The organism is Promicromonospora iranensis, from assembly GCF_028994775.1.
In the GTDB taxonomy this organism is placed as follows: domain Bacteria; phylum Actinomycetota; class Actinomycetes; order Actinomycetales; family Cellulomonadaceae; genus Promicromonospora; species Promicromonospora iranensis_A.
Map to the genome: position 1 here is coordinate 1 of NZ_JAJQMN010000024.1, position 20,079 is coordinate 20,079.

Here is a 20,079-nt window from a genome sequence, read left to right on the forward strand (position 1 = left end):
CTCGCCGTACTGGCCACCGAGCACCTCCTGCAGCTTGCGGGCGTAGACGGCATCGGGCTTCTCTGGCTTGACCGTGTGCTGCAGCTCCTGACGATGGAAGAACATAGCGGTACTCCCTCGAAGTAGTGGCGCTCGTGGTGTCCGGTGTTCATTCGCCTCCCTGGCGAACGACCCCTCCACTTTCATAACCGGGCCAACCACTCGCACGTCGAGGGTCAAGCGCCCTCGGGCTCTGCCTTTGCGCGCCGCTCGATGATGCTTGGATAACCCGCCCAGTAGCGTGCACAACGTCTTGCCCACCTCAGTCGGAGCGGACGGCGAGCGGGTCCTCGATGCCGGGCATCAGGACGGTGTCCGCGGTGAGCATCGTCTCCAGCGGCGCCAGCAGCCCAGGGCCGACACCGGAGGGCAGGACGTGCCGGTCGGACTCCCCGACCAGGAAACCTCGTAGGGGGTGTCGCCGTCACCGGTGACGGCGGCCAGCGAGGGCATGCGCCGACCGAAGGCCTGGTGGCCCGACGGCGAACTGATGTGCACCGTGTTGCTGGACGCGGCGGGTGAGGCCCTGCAAGCAGGTCAGCACCAACGGCAGCAGCCGCAACCCGGACGTCGCCATGGGTGCGAACGGCAACGCGATCGTCGCCTGGGACCGGGACTACAACGCGTACGGCGACGTGGACGTCGCCGTACGTGGCTTGGCCCCGAGCGGGGCCCAGGTACTGCTCGAAGAAATTCAACGGCGAGGACCGCAAGCAGGCCCTGCATCCAGGTCGCCGCCCGCCTGGAGCGCCATTCGCAGTTGCTGGGCAGCGCTGACCCCTGGAGGCCGCTTCTGTCCACCACCGTCCCGAGGGCTGGGAGGTTTTACCGCAGGTGAACCGGCATCTGGCCCGGTCAGGAGATCAGGCCAGACACCGGTCGACACTCAGACGTTGAACCCGAGCATCCGCAGCTGCTCCTTGCCGTCGTCCGTGATCTTCTCCGGACCCCACGGCGGCATCCAGACCCAGTTCACGCGGAACCCGTCCACGATGCCCTCGAGCGCCTGCGCGGTCTGGTCCTCGATCACGTCCGTCAGCGGGCAGGCCGCCGACGTGAGCGTCATGTCGATGGTCGTGTGGTTGTTCTGGTCCACCTGGATGCCGTACACCAGGCCCAGGTCGACGACGTTGATCCCCAGCTCGGGGTCGATCACGTCGCGCATCGCTTCCTCGACGTCCACCGCAGTGGTGGGCGACGGGCCCACTCCCTCAGCGGGAGCGGCCGGGGCTTCCTGCCCGACCTCGGTACTCGCCTCAGTCATCGGTCTCTCCTCAGCTCGTTGCCAGCGCGCCGCTGCGCGCCAGCGAGTCCTTGAGCGCCGCCCAGCCGAGCAGCGCGCACTTGATTCGGGCGGGGTACTGCGACACACCGGTGAAGGCTGTCGCGTCGCCGAGGGCGTCCTCGGCCGCGTCGTCGTCCAGACCCTTGCCACGGGAGGACATCAGGTCGTGGAAGAGGCCGTCGAGCCGCGCCACCTCGGCGAGGTCCGCACCCTCGACCAGCGAGGTCATGACCGACACCGAGGCCTGGGAGATGGAGCATCCCTGCCCTTCCCACGAGACGCCCGCCACCGTGCCCGCCGGCGTGACGTCGACCCGGAGGGTCACCTCGTCACCGCACGTCGGGTTCACCTGGTGCGACTCCCCCGCGAGGTGCCCGTGACCCGCCGCGAGTTCGACGAGCCCGTGGCCCACCGGACGCTTCGCGTGGTCCAGGATCACCTGCTGGTACATCTGCTCGAGCGTGCTCACGACGCTGCCTCTCTCGATCGTCCGGACAACCGTCCGAACAGCCTTGCCGAAGTTCTCACTCTGCTCCGAAGAACGCTCGGACCCCCGCCAACGCTTCCCGGAACGCCACTACCTCTTCGACCGTCGTGTAGACCGACGCCGACGCGCGGGCCGTCGCCGCCACCCCGAACCGGCGGTGCAGCGGCTGCGCGCAGTGGTGTCCCACGCGGACGGCGATGCCCTTGTCGTCCAGCACCTGCCCGACGTCGTGCGCGTGCACGCCGTCGACGACGAACGAGACGACCGCCAACCTGTTGGCCGTATCGAGCGGCCCGATCACCTGGACCCCCGGGATGTCGGCGATCTTCAGCATCTCGGCGGCCAGCTCGGTCTCGTGGCGGGCGACGCCCTCCATGCCGAGCTCGTCGAGGTACTGGGCCGCGCAACCCATGCCGACGGCCTGGGCGACCATCTGGGTGCCTGCCTCGAAGCGCTGCGGGGGCGGCGCGTACGTGGTGCTCTCCATGGTCACCACCTCGACCATGGACCCACCGGTGATGGTGGGCGGCATGGCCTCGAGCAGCTCACGCCGCCCGTAGAGCGCGCCGACGCCGGTGGGGCCGAGCATCTTGTGGCCGCTGAACGCGGCGAAGTCGACGCCGAGCGCGTGGAAGTCCACCGGCATGTTCGGCACGGACTGGCAGGCGTCGAGCACCGTGAGGGCGCCCACGCGACGGGCGGCCGCGACGAGCGTCGCGACGGGCGCGACCGCCCCGGTCACGTTCGACACGTGCCCGAACGCGAGGACCTTGGTGCGCTCGGTGACGAGCGCGTCGAGGTTCGAGAGGTCGAGCCGGCCGTCGTCCGACACGGGGATCCAGCGCAGGACGGCGCCGGTACGGGCGCACAGCTCCTGCCACGGCACGAGGTTGGCGTGGTGCTCCGCCTCGGTGACGACGATCTCATCGCCCGGCGCGAGCCGGAACCGCTCGGCCGCGTCGCCGCCGCGACCGAGTGTCGCGTTGGAGAAGGCGTAGGCCACCACGTTGATCGCGGCGGTCGCGCCCGGCTGCCAGACGATCTCGCCCTCGTCGGCCCCGACGAACGCGGCGACCGCCGCACGCGCCTGCTCGAACGCCTCGGTGGCCTCCTCGGCGAGCTGGTGCGCGCCGCGGTGGACCGCGGCGTTGCGCTGCTCGTAGAAGTCCACCCCGGCGTCGAGCACGACCTGCGGCTTCTGGGACGTCGCGGCGGAGTCCAGGTAGACGAGGGGCTGACCACCCCGCACCGTGCGCTCGAGCAGCGGGAAGTCCGCGCGCACGGCGGCCAGCTCGGTCGTCGAGAGCGCTGTGGCGGACGCGTCGTCCGGGCGCACGGTGGCGGTGGTGGTCATGATGTCCCCTCGTGGTACGTCAGCGGTGAATCAGGCCGAGACCGTCTTGTTCGCGCCGAGGTACTTGTCGTAGCCCTCTTCCTCGAGGCGGTCGGCCAGCTCGGAGCCACCCTCCTCGGCGATCTTGCCGTCGACGAAGACGTGCACGAAGTCGGGCTTGATGTAACGCAGGATGCGCGTGTAGTGCGTGATGAGCAGGATGCCGACGTCGGTCTGCTCCTTGGCCCGGTTCACGCCCTCGGACACGACGCGCAGCGCGTCGACGTCGAGGCCGGAGTCGGTCTCGTCGAGGATCGCGAAGCGGGGCTTGAAGAGCTCCATCTGCAGGATCTCGTGGCGCTTCTTCTCACCACCGGAGAAGCCCTCGTTCACGGAGCGCTCGGCGAAGGCCGTGTCCATGCGGAGGTTCTCCATCGCGCCCCGGACCTCCTTGCCCCACGTCCGCAGGGCGGGGGCCTCACCGGAGATGGCGGTCTTGGCGGTGCGCAGGAAGTTCGCGACCGACACGCCGGAGACCTCGACCGGGTACTGCATGGCGAGGAAGAGGCCGGCGCGGGCGCGCTCGTCGACGGACATGGCCAGCAGGTCCTCGCCGTCGAGCGTGGCGGTACCCGAGGTGACGGTGTACTTGGGGTGGCCGGCGAGTGCCGACGCGAGGGTGGACTTGCCCGAGCCGTTGGGGCCCATGATGGCGTGGGTCTCACCGCTGGCGATGGTCAGGTCGACACCGCGCAGGATCGGCTTGGGGCCTTCCTTGGTCTCGACGCTGACGTGCAGGTCGCGGATCTCGAGGGTGGGCATATCGGTTACTCCAGGTTTGCTTGCGAAGTCAGAAGATTCAGGAAACAGGCACGGTGACGTCGATGTCGACGAGCACCTTGTCGCCGTCCACCGTCACCGGGTAGACGGGCACGGGGCGCACCGCCGGAAGCTGGACGGGCTGACCGGTCCGCAGGTCGAACTGGGAGCCGTGCAGCCAGCACTCGACCAGGCAGCCCTCCACCTCGCCCTCGGACAGCGAGACCGCGCCGTGGGAGCAGATGTCGGAGACGGCGTGGAAGTTGCCGTCAGCGTCACGTGCCACCGCGACCGCGACCGGGGCACCGTCGGCGCCGTCGAGCTCGACGAGCATCGCCTCCTCGGGCCCCAGGTCGTCGGTCATACAGGCCAGCTGCGCGGTCATGCGGTCGGTGCTCCGGTGATCACGCTCATCGACTTCTCCAGCTCGGCCTCGATGGAGGCGAGCAGGCGCTCCTCGACCGACGGGACGCCGATCTCGTGGATGAGCTCGGCGAAGAAGCCGCGCACGACGAGCTTGCGCGCCTCGGTCTCGGGGATGCCGCGAGCCTGAAGGTAGAAGAGCTGCTCGTCGTCGAACCGGCCGGTGGCGCTGGCGTGGCCGGCGCCGGCGATCTCGCCGGTCTCGATCTCGAGGTTCGGCACCGAGTCCGCGCGTGCGCCGTCCGACAGGACGAGGTTGCGGTTGAGCTCGTAGGTGTCGGTGTTCTCGGCGGCCGCCCGGATCAGGACGTCGCCCACCCAGACGGTGTGCGCGCCGGCACCCTGCAGTGCGCCCTTGTAGGTCACGCGGGACTTGCAGTCCGGCACCGCGTGGTCCACGAAGAGGCGGTGCTCCTGGTGCTGGTTCGTGTCCGCGAAGTAGAGGCCCACCATCTCGACCTCGCCACCCTCGGCGGTGAACTCGGCGTCCGGGGTGACGCGCACGACGTCGCCGCCGAACGTCACGACGACGTGCTTGAGCTTCGCGTCGCGCCCGATGCGGGCCCGGTGCGAGGAGGCGTGCACGGCGCCGTCGGCCCAGTCCTGGACGCTGACGACGGTGAGCTGCGCGCCGTCCTCGACGACGATCTCGACGGTCTCGGCGAGCGTGCCGACGCCGTCGTGGTCCAGGACCACCACTGCCTCGGAGTGCCGCTCGGCGCGGACCAGCACGTGGGCCGCGCTCGCGTCCTGCGAGACGCCCCGGACGCGCACGGAGGTGACGTCGGAAGCCACCGCCTCCTTGGGGATCGTCACGATCGTGGCCTGCTGGAAGGCGTTCCACGCGGTGACGGCCGTCCGGTCGCCGGGCTTGCCGGCGGTGCCGAGGCGGGCGTCGTCGCGGCCGACGGTCTCGACGGTGACCTCGGGGGCCGCGGTCACCTCGACCGTGACGCCGGAGCTGCCGAGGTCGGCCTGGAACAGCGGCTGGAGTCGGTCGGCCGGGGAGAAGCGCCACTCCTCCTCGCGGCCGGCCGGGATCGGGATGTCCTCCAGGGAGAACGAGGTGCGGCGCTCGGCTCGTGAGCCCTGGGGCTTGACGGCGCCGTGCGTGTGGGCGCCGTCGGCAACAGCGCGCGAGTGATCTGTCGTCAGATCAGTGGTAGCAGTCGTCATATCAGCCGACGGACCCTTCCATCTGCAGCTCGATGAGGCGGTTGAGCTCGAGTGCGTACTCCATGGGCAGCTCACGCGCGATGGGCTCGACGAACCCGCGCACGATCATGGCCATGGCCTCGGTCTCCTCCATGCCTCGGGACATGAGGTAGAACAGCTGGTCCTCGCTCACCCGCGAGACCGTGGCCTCGTGCCCCATGGACACGTCGTCCTCGCGGACGTCCACGTACGGGTAGGTGTCGCTGCGGGAGATCTGGTCCACCAGCAGCGCGTCGCAGAGGACGTTGGACGCGGAGTGGGAGGCGCCCTCGAGCACCTGGACCAGACCGCGGTAGGACGTGCGGCCGCCGCCGCGCGCCACGGACTTGCTCACGATCGACGACGAGGTGTTCGGCGCCGCGTGCACCATCTTGGCGCCGGCGTCCTGGTGCTGGCCCTCGCCGGCGAAGGCGATGGACAGCGTCTCGCCGCGGGCGTGCTCGCCCAGCAGGTAGATCGCCGGGTACTTCATGGTGACCTTGGAGCCGATGTTGCCGTCGACCCACTCCATCTGGGCACCCTCAGCGGCCGTGGCGCGCTTGGTGACCAGGTTGTACACGTTGTTCGACCAGTTCTGGATCGTCGTGTAGCGAACGCGGGCGTTCTTCTTGACGATGATCTCGACGACCGCGGAGTGCAGGGAGTCCGACGTGTAGATCGGCGCCGTGCAGCCCTCGACGTAGTGCACGTAGGAGCCCTCGTCGGCGATGATCAGCGTGCGCTCGAACTGGCCCATGTTCTCGGTGTTGATCCGGAAGTAGGCCTGGAGCGGGATCTCCACGTGCACGCCCGGCGGCACGTAGACGAACGAGCCACCCGACCACACGGCGGAGTTCAGCGCGGAGAACTTGTTGTCGCCGGACGGGATGACCGTGCCGAAGTACTCCTGGAACAGCTCCGGGTAGTCGCGCAGGCCGGTGTCGGTGTCGACGAAGATGACACCCTGCTCCTCCAGGTCCTCACGGATCTGGTGGTAGACGACCTCGGACTCGTACTGGGCAGCGACGCCCGCGACGAGGCGCTGCTTCTCGGCCTCGGGGATGCCGAGCTTGTCGTACGTGTTCTTGATGTCCTCGGGCAGGTCCTCCCAGGAGGTCGCCTGCTTCTCCGTGGACCGCACGAAGTACTTGATCTTGTCGAAGTGGATGCCCGACAGGTCGGATCCCCAGCTCGGCATGGGCTTCTTGCCGAAGAGGCGCAGCGCCTTGAGGCGCTGGTTCAGCATCCACTCGGGCTCGTTCTTCAGAGCCGAGATGTTGCGGACAACCTCTTCGCTCAGTCCACGCTGCGCGGACATACCCGCGGCATCGCTGTCGTGCCAGCCGTACTCGTAAGAGCCGATGCTGGCGATGATCTCATCGTCGGAGCGCTGCTCTGGCGCTTGCGTTTCTGCGCTCATCACTTTCCTTCGGTGGGGGTCGTCGCGGGGTGGTTCAGGGGGATGTTCACGGGCAGGTTCACGGGGATGTTCGTGGTGCAGGCGTGCGCGCCGCCCGCGATGGTCGCGAGGCGCTGGACGTGCGAGCCCAGCAGCTCGCTGAACGCGCGGGCCTCCTGCTCGCACAGCTCGGGGAACTCCTCGGCCACGTGCTGGACCGGGCAGTGCCCCTGGCAGAGCTGCACCGCACGGGCCACCGTGCCGGCCGTCGGACCGGTCACCGGTGCCGGGACGGGCCGCACGGATGCGGCGTAGCCGTCGGCGGACAACAGCTGGACGAGCTGGGCGGCACGGCCCTCGGCGGTGTCGGCGGTGAGGTGCGGCGCGTAGCTGCGGGCGACGGCGTCGAACCGCTCCTTGGCGAAGCCCGCGACCGCCTCGCTGCCGCCAGTGTCCCGCAGGAACCGCAGGACCTGCCGCGCGATCTCCTGGTAGCCGCCGGCCAGCTCGGACTGGCCGCCGCCCGTGACGACGTACCGCCGTGCGGGGCGGCCGCGGCGGGGCACGCCCGACCGCGAGGCCTCGTGGACGGCGATCTTGCCGTCCTCCTCCAGGAGGGTCAGGTGCCGACGCACCGCCGGAGCGGTCAGCTCCAGGACGGCGGCGAGGGCGCCGGCAGTGACCGGGCCACGGGAGGCGACGAGCTCGAGCACTCGCCGACGCGTGGTGCCGTCGGTCTCGTGGCTCGCCACGTGCCCCGTCGCCACCTGTGTCGCTGCGCTCATGCTGGTCACCTCCCTCACGTCGTCCCGCAGGCATGGTTCACCCCGGGTGTGCACGCCTTCGTAGACGCCAATGCTTTTGAGAACATCCTTGTTCCCTAATTCGAGATGCGCAAGGAAGGCGAGCCTCAGTTCGGCCCGATCGCGACACATCTCACACGTGTGGTCCACACCCAGGTCACGTAGATACGACGACGGTCCGCGCGCCGCCACCTACGATTGTGCGGTGCCCTTGTCCGACGCGCCCGCGATCGACCCCGACCCGGCCACCGCAGGCGCCACCACGACCAGCGCCGCCGGCGCGGCCACCGACCCCGACCAGGCGGTCGCCGTCGAGGTGCGCGGCCTCGTCAAACGCTACGACGGCCGCGCGGTGGTGGACGGCCTCGACCTGGTCGCCCGCCCCGGCGCCGTCACCGCCGTCCTCGGCCCCAACGGCGCGGGCAAGACGACCACCATCGAGTGCTGCGAGGGCCTCCGCTCCCCCGACGGCGGCACCGTCCGCGTGCTCGGCCGCGACCCCGTCGCCGACGCCCGCGCCCTGCGCCCCCGCGTCGGCGTCATGCTGCAGGACGGCGGCCTCCCCACCGGCGTACGCGCGCTGGAGCTGCTGCGCCATGTCGCCGCCATGTACGCCACCCCGCGCCCCGTGGACGAGCTCGCCGACCGACTGGGCCTGCACGGCTTCGCCCGCACCACCGTGCGCCGGCTCTCCGGCGGGCAGCGTCAGCGCGTGGCCCTCGCCGCGGCGGTCGTCGGACGGCCCGACGTCGTGTTCCTCGACGAGCCCAGCGCCGGCATGGACCCCCAGAGCCGGCGCGCCGTCTGGGACCTCGTGCGTGAGCTGCGCGCCGACGGCGTCGCCATCGTCCTGACCACCCACCTCATGGACGAGGCCGCCGACCTCGCCGACCACGTCCACGTCGTGGACCACGGCCGCGTGATCGCGTCCGGCAGCGTCCGCGAGCTGACCGACGCGGGCACGGGACCGGGCACCGTCCGCATAGAGGCCGCGCCAGGCCTGGACCTGACCCCTCTGCTCACGACCCTCAACACGCCCTCCACCTCGTTGAGTGCTGGGTATTTGTCGAGTCAGAGCCCTCCAGCCCAACAAATACCCAGCACTCAACAAAGTGGGCAGGGAAGTGGGCAGGACGGGTGGGTCGGCTCCGAGTGCGAGGCAGGGGTGTACACGCTGACCGGGGCGGTCGACCCGGCGGCGCTCGCCGCCGTGACGGCGTGGCTCGCCGAGCGCGGCGTGCTGGCCCGGTCGGTCACCACTGGCCGCCGCACCCTCGAGGACGTCTTCCTCGACCTCACCGGGAGAAACCTGCGATGAGCGTCCAGACCGCGCCGTCGGCCACACCGGCCGCCGCGCCTGCCGTCCGCCGGATCGCGGCCCAGGCCTCGTTCGAGACGCGCGCGATCCTGCGCAACGGCGAGCAGCTGCTCGTGACCATCGTGCTGCCCGTGCTGGTGCTGGTGGGCCTCGTGCGCACCTCGTTCCTGGACCTCGACACACAGGGGTACACACGCATCGACTTCGTGACGCCGGGTGTGCTGGCGCTGGCGGTGATGTCGACGGCGTTCACGTCCCAGGCGATCGCCACCGCGTTCGACCGGCGCAACGGCGTGCTCCGGCTCATGGCCACCACCCCGCTGGGCCGTACCGGCCTGCTGGCCGGCAAGGTTCTCGGTGTGCTCGCCGTCGAGGTGGTTCAGATCGTCGTCATCGCGGGCGTCGCCGTGGCCCTCGGGTGGCGGCCCGAGCTGGGCGCGCTGCCCGCCGTCGTCGGCGCAGGGCTCCTGGGGACCGCCGCGTTCACCGCCCTCGCGCTACTGCTGGCGGGGACCCTGCGTGCCGAGGGCGTGCTCGCCGTGGCGAACCTCGTCCTTGTGCTGCTCACCGTGGGCGGCGGCGTGCTGCTGCCCGCCGCGCAGCTCGCCGGCCCGCTGGCACACGCTGCGGTCCTGCTGCCGTCGGGCGCGCTGGGCGAGGCGATGCGGGGCGCGCTCCTGCACGGCTCCGTGCCGGCGTTCTCGGTGGTGATCCTGCTGGGCTGGACCGCCGCGCTCGGCGCCGGCGCCGCCCGCCTCTTCCGCTGGCACTGACCGGACGAGAGCCGCCCAGCCTGCGACGTCGCTCGGTTGCGGAACAGCTCCGGCGACTTCGGTCTGTTGCCCAGCCGGCTCCAGCGACTTCGGTCCGCTGCCCAACTGGCTCCGGCGACTTCGGTCCGTTGCCATGAGATCGGTCAGTCAAACGACCGATCTCATGGCAAGCGACCGATCTCGGAGTGCGGGCTCTGCAACCGACCGATCTCAGTCCGCAAACGGCGCGTTGATGCGTCGTCCAGCCCACCGGCCGCGCAGCCCGATCACCCGTCCGGGTAAACACCTACCCGTCGCCATAGGTGGAAGGTATGACCAACTCGTGGGGTATGCGGGTGAAATTTGCCCATTTAGGGTTCACTTCACCTACATTCCCCAGGAGGCAAAGTGACTCCCACCAACAGCAACCGCCGTCGGCTGATCGTCGGTGCCGGCATCGCGATCGCACTCGCTGCGGCACCGGCCGCGGCCGCCGTGGCGTCGTCGGCGCCGGACGAGGCGCCGGCGCCCGTCGCGGGCGCACTGATCGAGGACTCGTACATCGTCGTGCTGAAGGACGGCGACGTCGCCAGGTCCGAGGTAAAGAGCACGGCCAACGGCCTCGTGAAGAAGTACGGCGGCGAGGTGCGCCACTCCTACACCACCGCGGTGCGGGGCTTCTCCGCGTCGATGTCGCCCGGCCAGGCGAAGAAGCTCGAGGCCGACCCGTCCGTCGCGTATGTGGAGCAGAACCGCGTGATGACGGCGACCGACACGCAGTCGCCGGTGCCCTCCTGGGGCCTGGACCGGATCGACCAGGCAACGCTGCCGCTCGACGACTCGTACACCTACGGGAACTCGGGCACGGACGTGAAGGCGTACATCATCGACACCGGCATCCTGACCACCCACGAGGACTTCGGCGGTCGTGCGGTCAGCGGCGTCGACACCGTGGACGGCGACGACGACGCCACCGACTGCGCGGGGCACGGCACGCACGTGGCCGGCACCGTGGGCGGCTCGGAGCACGGCGTCGCCAAGGACGTCTCGCTCGTCGCGGTCCGCGTCCTGGGCTGCGACGGCTCGGGCAGCTTCGACGGCGTCATCGCCGGCATCGACTGGGTGGCTGCCGACCACGCCGCAGGCGAGCCGGCAGTGGCCAACATGTCGCTCGGCGGCGGCTTCTCCCAGGCGGTGAACGACGCGGTGTCCGCAGCCGTCGCGGACGGCGTCACCTTCGCTCTCGCGGCGGGTAACGACAGCGGGGCGGACGCCTGCGACGGCTCGCCGAGCTCCACCGCGGAGGCGATCACGGTGGGCGCCTCCGAGGACACCGACGCCCGCGCGTCCTACTCGAACATCGGCACCTGCGTGGACATCTTCGCGCCGGGTACCGACATCACGTCGGCCTGGTACACCGATGACACCGCGACAAACACCATCAGCGGCACCTCGATGGCCACGCCGCACGTCGCCGGCGCCGCGGCGCTCGTCCTGGGCGGCAACCCCGTGGCCACGCCCGCGGAGGTCGGCGACGCCCTGACGGGTGCGGCCCTGCCGGACGTCGTGACCGACCCGGGCACCGGCTCGCCCAACCTGCTGCTGAACATCAGCGGTCTTTGACGTACCGGACAGACCCGCACGTGTCAGACGCCCAGGTCGCTCCCGTGACCCGGGCGTCTGTCGCGACTGGACCCGGGCGGCTGTCACACCGGGGGGTCGTGTGGCGATCCTGACAGCTCGTCGGCAAAGAATCACAGCACTTCCAGTGCCCGTGCGGGAGGCGACGCCTTCGTCGGCCGCTAGCGTTGGGCTGTGACCGCAACCGCCCCCACCTCCCGGTCTGCCGCGCTCGCCGGCCGTCTCGACCGCTTCCGCCACTGGACCCGCGCCGTCCTCATCGCAAACCTGGTCGGTCAGATCGGCATCATCGGGACCGGCGGTGCCGTTCGTCTGACCGGGTCGGGCTTGGGTTGCTCCACGTGGCCGAACTGCGAACCGGGTCAGTTCACCCCGCAGTTCCACGAGGCCACCTCGCTGCACCCGTACATCGAGTTCGGGAACCGCACGCTGACCGGTGTGCTGGGGGTCATCGCGGTGCTCGTCGCGGTGGCGGTGTGGACCGACCTGAAGCGTTCCGCGTCCTACCGTGCGCTCGGGCTCGTACCGATCGTGGGCGTGCTGATGCAGGCCCTGATCGGCGGCATCGTGGTGCTGCTGCACCTGCACCCCGGCTGGGTCTCGCTGCACTTCGGTGTCTCGGGTGCGCTCGTGGCCGCGTCGTTGTACCTGCTGCACCGGTCCGGCGAGGGCGACAGCGCCCCGACACTCGTGGTCGGTCCGCGCGCGCGTGCCCTGGCGTGGACGCTGGCCGGGCTGACCGCCGCCGTCGTCGTGCTCGGTGTGCTCACCACCGGCGCCGGCCCGCACAGCGGCGACGCCGAGGTGGGCTACCGGATCGCCATCGACCCGGCGCTGCTGACCAAGTGGCACGCCGCAGCGGTGTGGGCGTTCCTGGCAGTCCTGGTCGCCTACCTGGTGTCCGTGCGCGGCGGGCCGGCGCCGGTACGCCGCGCCGCACTGATCCTGCTCGGGATCACGTTGGCCCAGGGCCTCATCGGGTACGTGCAGTACTTCACCGATCTGCCCGAGCTGCTGGTGGGGCTGCACATGATCGGCGCCGCGGTGCTCATCGCGGGGACGACCCGGGTCGTGCTGACCACGCGGGTGCGCTGACGAGTCGGGCTACTCCCCCGCGGGTTTCGGTGCACTGGCGGTACCGACCAGGCCGTGCTCGTACGCGGCGATGACCAGCTGGGCCCGGTCACGGGCGTGGAGCTTGGCGAGCAGGCTGCCCATGTGGGACTTGACCGTCCCCATCGAGATGCTGAGCGCCCGGGCGATCTCGTCGTTGGAGAGACCACGGCCCACCTGCGTCAGCACCTCTCTCTCGCGCTCGGTGAGCACATCGGGGCCGCGTACCTGCCGGGGCTCCGGCACCGTGCCAGCAACGGCGGGCCGGTCGACATAGTGCGCGACGAGCCGGGTCAGGATGCTCGGCGCGAACAGGGACTCGCCGGCGTGGGTGCGCCGGACGGCGTCGACGAGCCGCGCGGGCTCCGCGTCCTTGAGCAGGAAGCCGCTGGCGCCGGCACGGAGGGCGGCGTGGACGTACTCGTCAAGCTCGAACATGCTCAGCACGAGCACGCGGGTGTGTCCCAGGGCTGGATCCTCGGTGATACGCCGGGTCGCGTCGATGCCGTCACCGCCGGGCATCCGGATGTCCATGAGCACGATGTCGGGCCGTAACCGCACGGCATGCCGGACGGCGTCCGCGCCGGTGCCCGCCTCGCCCACGACGGAGAGACCAGGCGCACCGTCCACGACGATCCGCAGGCTGTGCCGGATGAGCGGCTGGTCGTCCACGACGAGCACGCCGACCGGGGCGGTCAACGGTGCACCGCGTCGGGCGTGCTCGACGACGAGGACCCGCTCGGGCACTCGTCGGAGACGGTGTCAGGCAGCCGCGCGGTGACCCGGAACCCCGGCCCTGCTGCTCCCGCGCGCAGTGTGCCGCCCAGGGTCGCCACGCGCTCGCGCAGACCCGTGAGGCCTTGTCCGGCACCCGGGTGCGGCCTCCAGCCTGGTGCCGGACCATCGTCCTCGACGCTGACCACCACCGTCCCGCCGTCGCGCCGGACCACGACACGAGCCCGGACCGGTCCGGCATGGCGGGCGGTGTTCGCCAGCGACTCACGGACTATCGCGCACACCGTCAGCTGCGCCCCCGCCGACACGACGCCGAGGTCCTCGACGTCCAGGCCCGCGGTGATCCCGCCGATCCGGGCGGCTTCGACGACGGCGCCCAGGTCCGCCAGGGTCTCCGCCGGCCGGAGTGGCACGGCCTCGCTACCCGGCGTCCGCAGGACCCCGAGCATGCGGCGCAGCTCGGTGGTGGCGGCGCGGCCGGTCCGTTCGATGTCCGCGAGCGCCCGGGCGCGCTCCGCGTCACCGGACGCCCCGTCGAGGGTGCGGGCGGCCGCGGCGCGCACGGTGATGAGGCCGAGCCCGTGCGAGGCGAGGTCGTGCAGGTCGCGGGCGATGCGCAGACGTTCTGCCTGGGCGGCGCGTTCGGCGGCCCACGCGGTCAGGTCCTCCTCGTACGCGCGGCGCTGCTGCCCGGACCGGACCAGCGCCCAGATCAGCACCACGAACGCGATGACCCCGGCGAGCAGCACCGAGGTGATGACCGTGACCGGCCGCTCGACGCCGACGGTCGCCAGCACGACGGTGAGCGCCGCGAGGACGAGGGCCGCGGTGAGCCATACCCGTGACCGGAGCACGGGTCGAGCAGTCGATTCCACGCTGCCGAGTCTAGGTTTCGGAGCTGCACGGCACATCGGCCCTGGGTCCGATGGACCCCGGTCGGACCGAGAACGCGAAGTCCTGCCCTGGGGCCGATGACGGGCCCGGCCGTGGGGGCTGGGATGGGGGCATGCTTCTGATCGAAGAGCTCGTCAAGCGCCACGGGTCCCGCACCGTCCTGAACCGGATCGGCTTTACCGCCCGGCCTGGCCGGGTGACCGCGTTCCTCGGCCCGAACGGTGCCGGTAAGTCCTCGACGCTCCGCATCCTGCTCGGTCTGGACCGGGCGGACGGCGGCCGCGCGCTCGTCGGTGGGCGCCCGTACCGGAGCCTGCGGGCCCCGCTGCGAACCGTCGGATCGATGCTGGACGGGTCCGGTGCGCACCGTTCCCGGACCGCGCGGGACCATCTGGCGTGGGTCGCCCGCAGCAACGGGATGCCAGGCCGTCGGATCGGCGAGGTTCTCGAGCAGGTGGGGCTCGCCGATTCCGGGCGGGTGCGTGTCGGGCGCTTCTCCCTCGGCATGGGCCAGCGGCTGGGGCTGGCCGCGGCCTTGCTGGGCGAACCAGAGGCGCTCGTGCTGGACGAGCCGGTCAACGGCCTCGACCCGGAGGGCATCCGCTGGATCCGCGGTCTGCTGCGCGGGCACGCCGACAACGGCGGCACCGTGCTGCTGTCCAGTCACCTCATGAGCGAGGTGGCCGGGATCGCGGACGACCTCGTGGTGATCTCCGGCGGACGCATCGTCGCCGCCGGGACGCTGGACGAGGTGACAGCGGGGCATGCGAGCCTCGAGGACGCCTTCTTCGCTCTGACGAGCCCCGAGCAGGGGGTGGCCCGATGAGCTTCCGCAACACGTTCGTCGCCGAGCTGCGCAAGGCGGTCACCCTCCCCGCGACCTGGGTCGCCCTCGCGGTGACCCTCCTCGGTTCCGTCGGTGTGACCGTGCTCAACGCCGTCGCCGTCCGCGCGGCCCTCGATTCCGTCGCACGAGAGTCCGTCGCGTCCTACTCCGCGTTCGACACCGCGTACGCGGCCGTTCCGCTCGGCACGGTGGGCGCGGTGGTGATCGGTGTCGTCGTGATGAGCAGCGAGTACGCCGCCAACCGCACCGACGCCGGGAGCGGCCGGCAGATCACCGCCACCCTGACCGCGAGCCCGCGCCGGACCGGCCTGCTGGTGGCCAAGGCCCTGACCGTGGTGCTGCTCGTCGCGATAACGGCCGCCGCCACGATCCCGGCCAGTGCGGCCGTGGCACGGCTCCTGATCGGGGCCGGCCCACCCGAGACCGTCAGCCTCGACGACGCCCTCGTCCGATCCGTCGGTGCCGCCCTCTACTGGACGCTGACCGGCCTGATGGCGCTCGCGATCACCACCCTCGCCCGCAGCGGGATCATCCCGCTGATCGTGCTCATCGTGAACAGCTCGCTCGTTTCGTTCTCCCTGCTGCTGACCAACGTCACCCCGCTCGCCCACTGGCTGCCCGACATGGCCGGCCGACGGCTCTTCCTCGGGATGCCCACGGTGGAGGGCGGGCTCGACACCGGACCTGGTGCAGTCGTCATGGCCGCCTGGACACTCGCTCTGCTGGCCGTCGCCGGCGTTGTCCTCTCCCGGCGGGACGCATGACCGGGCCACGCGTCATGAACGCCGTCGGCGCCGAGCTCAGCAAGCTGCGCACCCTGCCCGTCGCGACACTGACCGCAGTCGGCACGGCCGTGGTCGGTGCCCTGATCGCCACCGCGCTCACGGCCCAGCTCGTCGACCAGGGAGCACCCGCGTCGGGCATCACCGTGACGATCCAGGCAGTCCCGTTCGTCCAGACCGGGCTGATCCTGCTCGGCGTCCTCCCGGTCACCCACGAGTACGCCGGCGCTCAGCTCCGCACCAGCCTCGCCGCCGTCCCGCGTCGCGGCCTGCTCCTGGCCGGAAAGAGCGTCGCCACGCTCCTCGGGCTGACCCTCGCGGCGGCGCTGACCGTCGGCGGGGTTGTAGCCGCGACGGCGCTCACCGGTAGCTTGCTCGACGCACCGCCGGTCGAGGGAGTAGTGGACCCGTGGCCGGTGGTCGGGGCCGTCGCCTACCTGGTCCTCGTCGGGCTGCTCGCCCATGCGGTCGCCCTGCTGGTACGGCACCTGGTCCCCGCGCTCGCCGGGACGCTCAGCCTCGTGCTGATCGTCTCGCCGCTGCTCGGCGGGCTCACCCGGCACGCCCGCTGGCTTCCCGACCGGGCCGCCATGCAGCTGTACGACCCGACCGACGCCGTGCTGTCGGCGGCTACGGGGGCGCTGGTCATGCTCGCCTGGATAGCGCTGATCGGCGGAACCGCCGCGATGCTGTTCGTCCGGCGTGACCCGTGACAGCGGTCGGACAGACCCGTGCGCGCGGCCCTGCGCAACCCGACCAGCGCCGGGTTGGTGTGCTGCTCGCCGAACCTCGCGCTCGCCCATGCCAGACGCGACCTCACGAAGGGTTCCCGGGTAGGCCCGCTGCCCCACGGCCCCGACCGGGGCCCCGGTGTGAATCAATTAAGTCCGTTGCCTGCGCAGAACCGTGCGCCGACCGTCTGAAGTGCGCTCGCGCCGCGGGCGCCGTTCAACGACGCACGCATCGGAGGCCACGCCATGAACCGAGTCCGAAGGCGGAGAGTCCTAGCCGCCGCAGCACTGGCCGCACTGTCTCTCGGCGCCCTGGGCATCCTGCCGGCAGCCGCCGGCCCAGTGGGCGCCGTCCCGGCAGGAACCGACCCGGACGCCGCCGCGCAGGCGGCGCCTCGCGCCGTGACCGGGGAGTACGCCGACCGGTTCCTGGCCATGTACGAGAAGATGCACGACCCCGCCAACGGCTACTTCTCCGCGCAGGGCATTCCCTACCACTCGGCGGAGACGCTCCTCGTGGAGGCGCCCGACTACGGTCACGAGACCACGTCGGAGGCGTACAGCTTCTGGCTGTGGTTGGAGGCGTCCTACGGCCAGATCACCGGCGACTGGGAGCCGTTCAACCACGCGTGGGAGACGCTCGAGGCGTACATGATCCCCACCACCGAGAACCAGCCGACCAACGGTGCGTACAACCCGGCGTCGCCGGCCACGTACGCCCCGGAGCACAACCATCCGAGCGCCTACCCGTCGCAGCTCGACTCCGGCGTCGACGTGGGCCAGGACCCGATCGGCGCGGAGCTTCGCCAGACCTACGGCACCAGCGAGATCTACGGCATGCACTGGCTGGCCGACGTCGACAACGTGTACGGCTTCGGCGCCGCTCCCGGCTCCTCCGAGCTGCTCGGCCCCGACTATGAGGGCACGTCGTACATCAACACGTTCCAGCGCGGCCCGCAGGAGTCGGTCTGGGAGACGATCCCGCAGCCCGCCATCGACGACTTCTCCTTCGGCGGCCCGAACGGCTACCTCGACCTGTTCACCGGCGACGCGAGCTACGCCCGCCAGTGGAAGTACACCAACGCGCCCGACGCCGACGCCCGCGCCGTCGAGGCCGTGTACTGGGCCAAGCAGTTCGCGAACGAGCAGGGAGCCGGCGGCGAGATCTCCGGCACGGTCGACAAGGCGTCGAAGATGGGCGACTACCTGCGGTACTCGCTGTTCGACACGTACTTCAAGGAGATCGGCTGCGAGTCCACGAGCTGCACGCCCGGTTCCGGACGGAGCTCGGCGCACTACCTGCTGTCCTGGTACTACGCGTGGGGCGGCGCCCTGGACACGAGCGGCCCCTGGGCGTGGCGCATCGGCTCCTCGCACGCGCACTTCGGCTACCAGAACCCGCTGGCTGCCTACGCCCTGTCCACCGACGCCGATCTCGTCCCGGCCTCGCCGACCGCGCAGGACGACTGGTCGGCCAGCATGGACAGGCAGCTCGAGTTCTTCCAGTGGCTGCAGTCGGCAGAGGGCGGCATCGCGGGCGGTGCCACCAACAGCGTGGACGGCGCCTACGGCTCGCACCCGGCGGGCACGCCCACGTTCTACGACATGGTGTACGACGAGGCACCGGTCTACCACGACCCTCCGTCGAACCAGTGGTTCGGCATGCAGGGCTGGGGCGTGGAGCGGATCGCCCAGCTGTACCACCAGACGGGTGACGAGCGGGCGCAGTCCATCCTCGACAAGTGGGTGCCCTGGGTGATCGACGAGATCACCGTGACCGCCGACTCGTGGCGGGTGCCGTCCGAGCTCTCCTGGTCCGGCGCGCCGGACACCTGGAACCCCGACAGCCCCGGCGCCAACGCGGGCCTGCACGTGGACGTCACGTCGCACGGGCAGGACGTCGGCGTGGCCGGCGCCATCGCCCGCACGCTCATCTACTACGCGGCGGCGTCGGGCGACCAGGAGGCGGCCGACACCGCCAAGGCGCTGCTCGACGCGATGTGGGAGCAGAACAGCGACGAGAAGGGCATCGGCACCGTCGAGTCCCGCGCTGACTTCGGCAGGTTCGACGACGAGTACCAGCCCGGTGGCAACGGCATCTACGTCCCGGAGGGCTGGACGGGCACCTACCCGAACGGCGACCAGGCGTCCGCCGGCGTCTCATTCCTGGACATCCGGTCGTTCTACGAGGACGACCCCATGTTCCCCGAGGTCCAGGAGTATCTGGACGGCGGCGACGTCCCGCAGTTCACCTACCACCGGTTCTGGGCGCAGACCGCGGTCGCGACCGCCATGGCGGAATACGACCGCCTCCTGGGCGCGGGAGCGGCTGAGTAGCACCGAAAAGGTTCGCCCACCTAGCGATTCGGCCCGAAACCACCGCTGGTTTCGGGCCGAATCGCTAGGTGGGCGACATCGGGCGTACGGCCGGGGTCAGACCTCCGGGACCCAGAGATCCTCGCCGTTCGCGGGCGTACCGACCGGGCCGGCACCGACGGGCACCGGCACGGGCATGGCCTCCGGCAGGTCGCCCAGGGCACGCTGCGCGACGGCACCGGACGAGAAGTTCGCGTAGCACTCGGGGCAGTACCAGTCGGGCGTCGGCACCGGGGTGTCGAAGCCGCCGTACACGACGTCCGGCTCGAGCTTCGGGTTGTCGTGGATGGCCTGGCCCCACACGATGCGCTTGGTGGCGCCGCGCTGACCACACGACGGGCACGACGGGCGCATCTGCGCGCGCTGCGTGAGCACCGGGTGCGGGTGCAGCAGCGCGTGGCAGGGTGCGCACACCAGGAAGGTCTGCTCGATGAGCTCGCCGAGGGGGCGCTCCCCCGTCTGGCCGGTGTGGGCGCCGTCGTCGTGCGGGCGCAGCTGCATGACGTCGACGAACCGCTCGCACGAGGCGCAGCGCTCCTCGCGGCGCAGGTCGGTGCCCGCCACCTGCTTGTGCCCGAGCAGACGCAGGACGTGCAGGTTCGGCGACAGCTCGTCGTTCTCGCAGTTGCCCGCGTCGAGCGTGCCGGTGGCGCCGTGCTTGTACTGGTGGGCGATGCCGTCGAGCACCAGGCGGGCGTGCTCCTGCGGGAGCCAGCCGGACGACCGGGCGTACGCCGCGGCGCCGTTGAAGAGGTCGTCCCAGACGACGGGCTTGTCCGGGCCGAACACCTCGTCGCTGACCCAGTCCTCACCCTGGCTGGTGCCCATGAGCTCCACCGCGGCCACGATGCCCGGCTCGGAGCCCACGACGGTGACGACGACGTCGCCGCGCTGCGGGCCGTCCGCGCCGCCAGGCAGACGGTGCTCGTGGCTGCGGCTCGCGATCGCGACCGCCTCGCCCAGCCAGTCCTCGGACCAGTTGAGGTAGACGGACGGAACGAGCCACGCCGGAAGGGACGAAACGTTGGGAAGCATGTCGGGTTCGCTGGTCACGCGGGGAGAATAGCGCAGAGCGCTGACTTTGTTATGACACGCCTGGTACGCGGCT

20 protein-coding genes are annotated in these 20,079 nt (G+C 70.9%); 8 read left to right on the top strand and 12 right to left on the bottom strand.

From position 1 onward, the window contains the following. From LUU90_RS26020 to LUU90_RS26060, 9 genes are all read right to left on the bottom strand, one after another. Positions 1-105: manganese catalase family protein (locus tag LUU90_RS26020; protein ID WP_275006388.1), on the bottom strand; the 105-nt coding region annotated here is incomplete at its 3' end. Positions 106-925: 820 nt separating this feature from the next. Next, entirely contained in the window at positions 926-1,303 is a 378-nt protein-coding gene (locus tag LUU90_RS26025) for a metal-sulfur cluster assembly factor (RefSeq protein WP_275007227.1), read from the bottom strand. Positions 1,304-1,313: 10 nt separating this feature from the next. Continuing rightward, positions 1,314-1,793: a Fe-S cluster assembly sulfur transfer protein SufU gene (gene sufU / locus LUU90_RS26030; RefSeq protein ID WP_275007229.1), complete on the bottom strand. Its 480-nt coding sequence runs from the start codon at positions 1,791-1,793 to the stop codon at positions 1,314-1,316. Positions 1,794-1,848: 55 nt separating this feature from the next. Next, entirely contained in the window at positions 1,849-3,165 is a 1,317-nt protein-coding gene (locus LUU90_RS26035; protein ID WP_275007230.1) for a cysteine desulfurase, read from the bottom strand. A gap of 30 nt (positions 3,166-3,195) precedes the next feature. After that, complete coding sequence (gene sufC / locus LUU90_RS26040) at positions 3,196-3,966, bottom strand: Fe-S cluster assembly ATPase SufC (RefSeq protein ID WP_275007232.1); 771 nt, start codon at positions 3,964-3,966, stop codon at positions 3,196-3,198. Positions 3,967-4,003: 37 nt separating this feature from the next. Then, positions 4,004-4,348: a non-heme iron oxygenase ferredoxin subunit gene (locus LUU90_RS26045; RefSeq protein ID WP_275007234.1), complete on the bottom strand. Its 345-nt coding sequence runs from the start codon at positions 4,346-4,348 to the stop codon at positions 4,004-4,006. Continuing rightward, entirely contained in the window at positions 4,345-5,562 is a 1,218-nt protein-coding gene (sufD, locus tag LUU90_RS26050) for a Fe-S cluster assembly protein SufD (protein ID WP_275007236.1), read from the bottom strand. The genes LUU90_RS26045 and sufD overlap by 4 nt, the downstream gene beginning before the upstream one ends. Position 5,563: 1 nt before the next feature. After that, positions 5,564-7,000, bottom strand: a complete 1,437-nt coding sequence (gene sufB / locus LUU90_RS26055) for a Fe-S cluster assembly protein SufB (protein ID WP_275007237.1) — start codon at positions 6,998-7,000, stop codon at positions 5,564-5,566. Then, positions 7,000-7,764, bottom strand: a complete 765-nt coding sequence (locus LUU90_RS26060; RefSeq protein ID WP_275007239.1) for a helix-turn-helix transcriptional regulator — start codon at positions 7,762-7,764, stop codon at positions 7,000-7,002. Before LUU90_RS26060 ends, sufB begins: the two co-directional genes overlap by 1 nt. 223 nt (positions 7,765-7,987) lie before the next feature. Here LUU90_RS26060 and LUU90_RS26065 point away from each other — a divergent pair, with 223 nt between their 5' ends. From LUU90_RS26065 to LUU90_RS26080, 4 genes are all read left to right on the top strand, one after another. After that, on the top strand, positions 7,988-9,100 hold the full coding sequence (locus LUU90_RS26065) for an ABC transporter ATP-binding protein (protein WP_425596307.1): 1,113 nt from the start codon (positions 7,988-7,990) through the stop codon (positions 9,098-9,100). After that, complete coding sequence (locus LUU90_RS26070) at positions 9,097-9,873, top strand: ABC transporter permease (protein ID WP_275007241.1); 777 nt, start codon at positions 9,097-9,099, stop codon at positions 9,871-9,873. The genes LUU90_RS26065 and LUU90_RS26070 overlap by 4 nt, the downstream gene beginning before the upstream one ends. A gap of 387 nt (positions 9,874-10,260) precedes the next feature. Further along, entirely contained in the window at positions 10,261-11,475 is a 1,215-nt protein-coding gene (locus LUU90_RS26075; protein WP_275007243.1) for a S8 family peptidase, read from the top strand. A 192-nt stretch (positions 11,476-11,667) separates the two neighbouring features. Beyond that, the gene (locus LUU90_RS26080; RefSeq protein WP_275007245.1) at positions 11,668-12,588 is read left to right on the top strand and encodes a COX15/CtaA family protein; all 921 of its coding nucleotides are present in this window, start codon (positions 11,668-11,670) and stop codon (positions 12,586-12,588) included. A 9-nt stretch (positions 12,589-12,597) separates the two neighbouring features. On the opposite strand, the gene LUU90_RS26085 is transcribed toward LUU90_RS26080, so the two are convergent. Both LUU90_RS26085 and LUU90_RS26090 read right to left on the bottom strand, forming a co-directional pair. Further along, a complete protein-coding gene (locus LUU90_RS26085; protein ID WP_275007247.1) occupies positions 12,598-13,305 on the bottom strand; it encodes a response regulator in 708 nt (235 codons plus the stop codon). Continuing rightward, positions 13,302-14,216 (bottom strand): sensor histidine kinase, encoded by a 915-nt coding sequence (locus tag LUU90_RS26090; RefSeq protein ID WP_275007248.1) that lies wholly within the window; start codon positions 14,214-14,216, stop codon positions 13,302-13,304. Before LUU90_RS26090 ends, LUU90_RS26085 begins: the two co-directional genes overlap by 4 nt. A gap of 131 nt (positions 14,217-14,347) precedes the next feature. Here LUU90_RS26090 and LUU90_RS26095 point away from each other — a divergent pair, with 131 nt between their 5' ends. The 4 genes from LUU90_RS26095 to LUU90_RS26110 all read left to right on the top strand — a co-directional run bounded on the left by LUU90_RS26095 (position 14,348) and on the right by LUU90_RS26110 (position 18,932). Beyond that, positions 14,348-15,061, top strand: coding sequence for an ABC transporter ATP-binding protein (locus LUU90_RS26095; protein WP_275007249.1), 714 nt, complete (start codon positions 14,348-14,350; stop codon positions 15,059-15,061). Continuing rightward, positions 15,058-15,846, top strand: coding sequence for an ABC transporter permease (locus tag LUU90_RS26100; protein ID WP_275007251.1), 789 nt, complete (start codon positions 15,058-15,060; stop codon positions 15,844-15,846). The genes LUU90_RS26095 and LUU90_RS26100 overlap by 4 nt, the downstream gene beginning before the upstream one ends. Continuing rightward, positions 15,843-16,577: a hypothetical protein gene (locus LUU90_RS26105; RefSeq protein WP_275007252.1), complete on the top strand. Its 735-nt coding sequence runs from the start codon at positions 15,843-15,845 to the stop codon at positions 16,575-16,577. Before LUU90_RS26100 ends, LUU90_RS26105 begins: the two co-directional genes overlap by 4 nt. Positions 16,578-16,841: 264 nt before the next feature. After that, positions 16,842-18,932, top strand: a complete 2,091-nt coding sequence (locus tag LUU90_RS26110) for a glycoside hydrolase family 48 protein (protein WP_275007253.1) — start codon at positions 16,842-16,844, stop codon at positions 18,930-18,932. 96 nt (positions 18,933-19,028) lie between these two features. Here LUU90_RS26110 and LUU90_RS26115 read toward each other — a convergent pair whose 3' ends face one another. Beyond that, positions 19,029-20,024, bottom strand: a complete 996-nt coding sequence (locus LUU90_RS26115; RefSeq protein WP_274997456.1) for a hypothetical protein — start codon at positions 20,022-20,024, stop codon at positions 19,029-19,031. Positions 20,025-20,079: the final 55 nt, after the last annotated feature.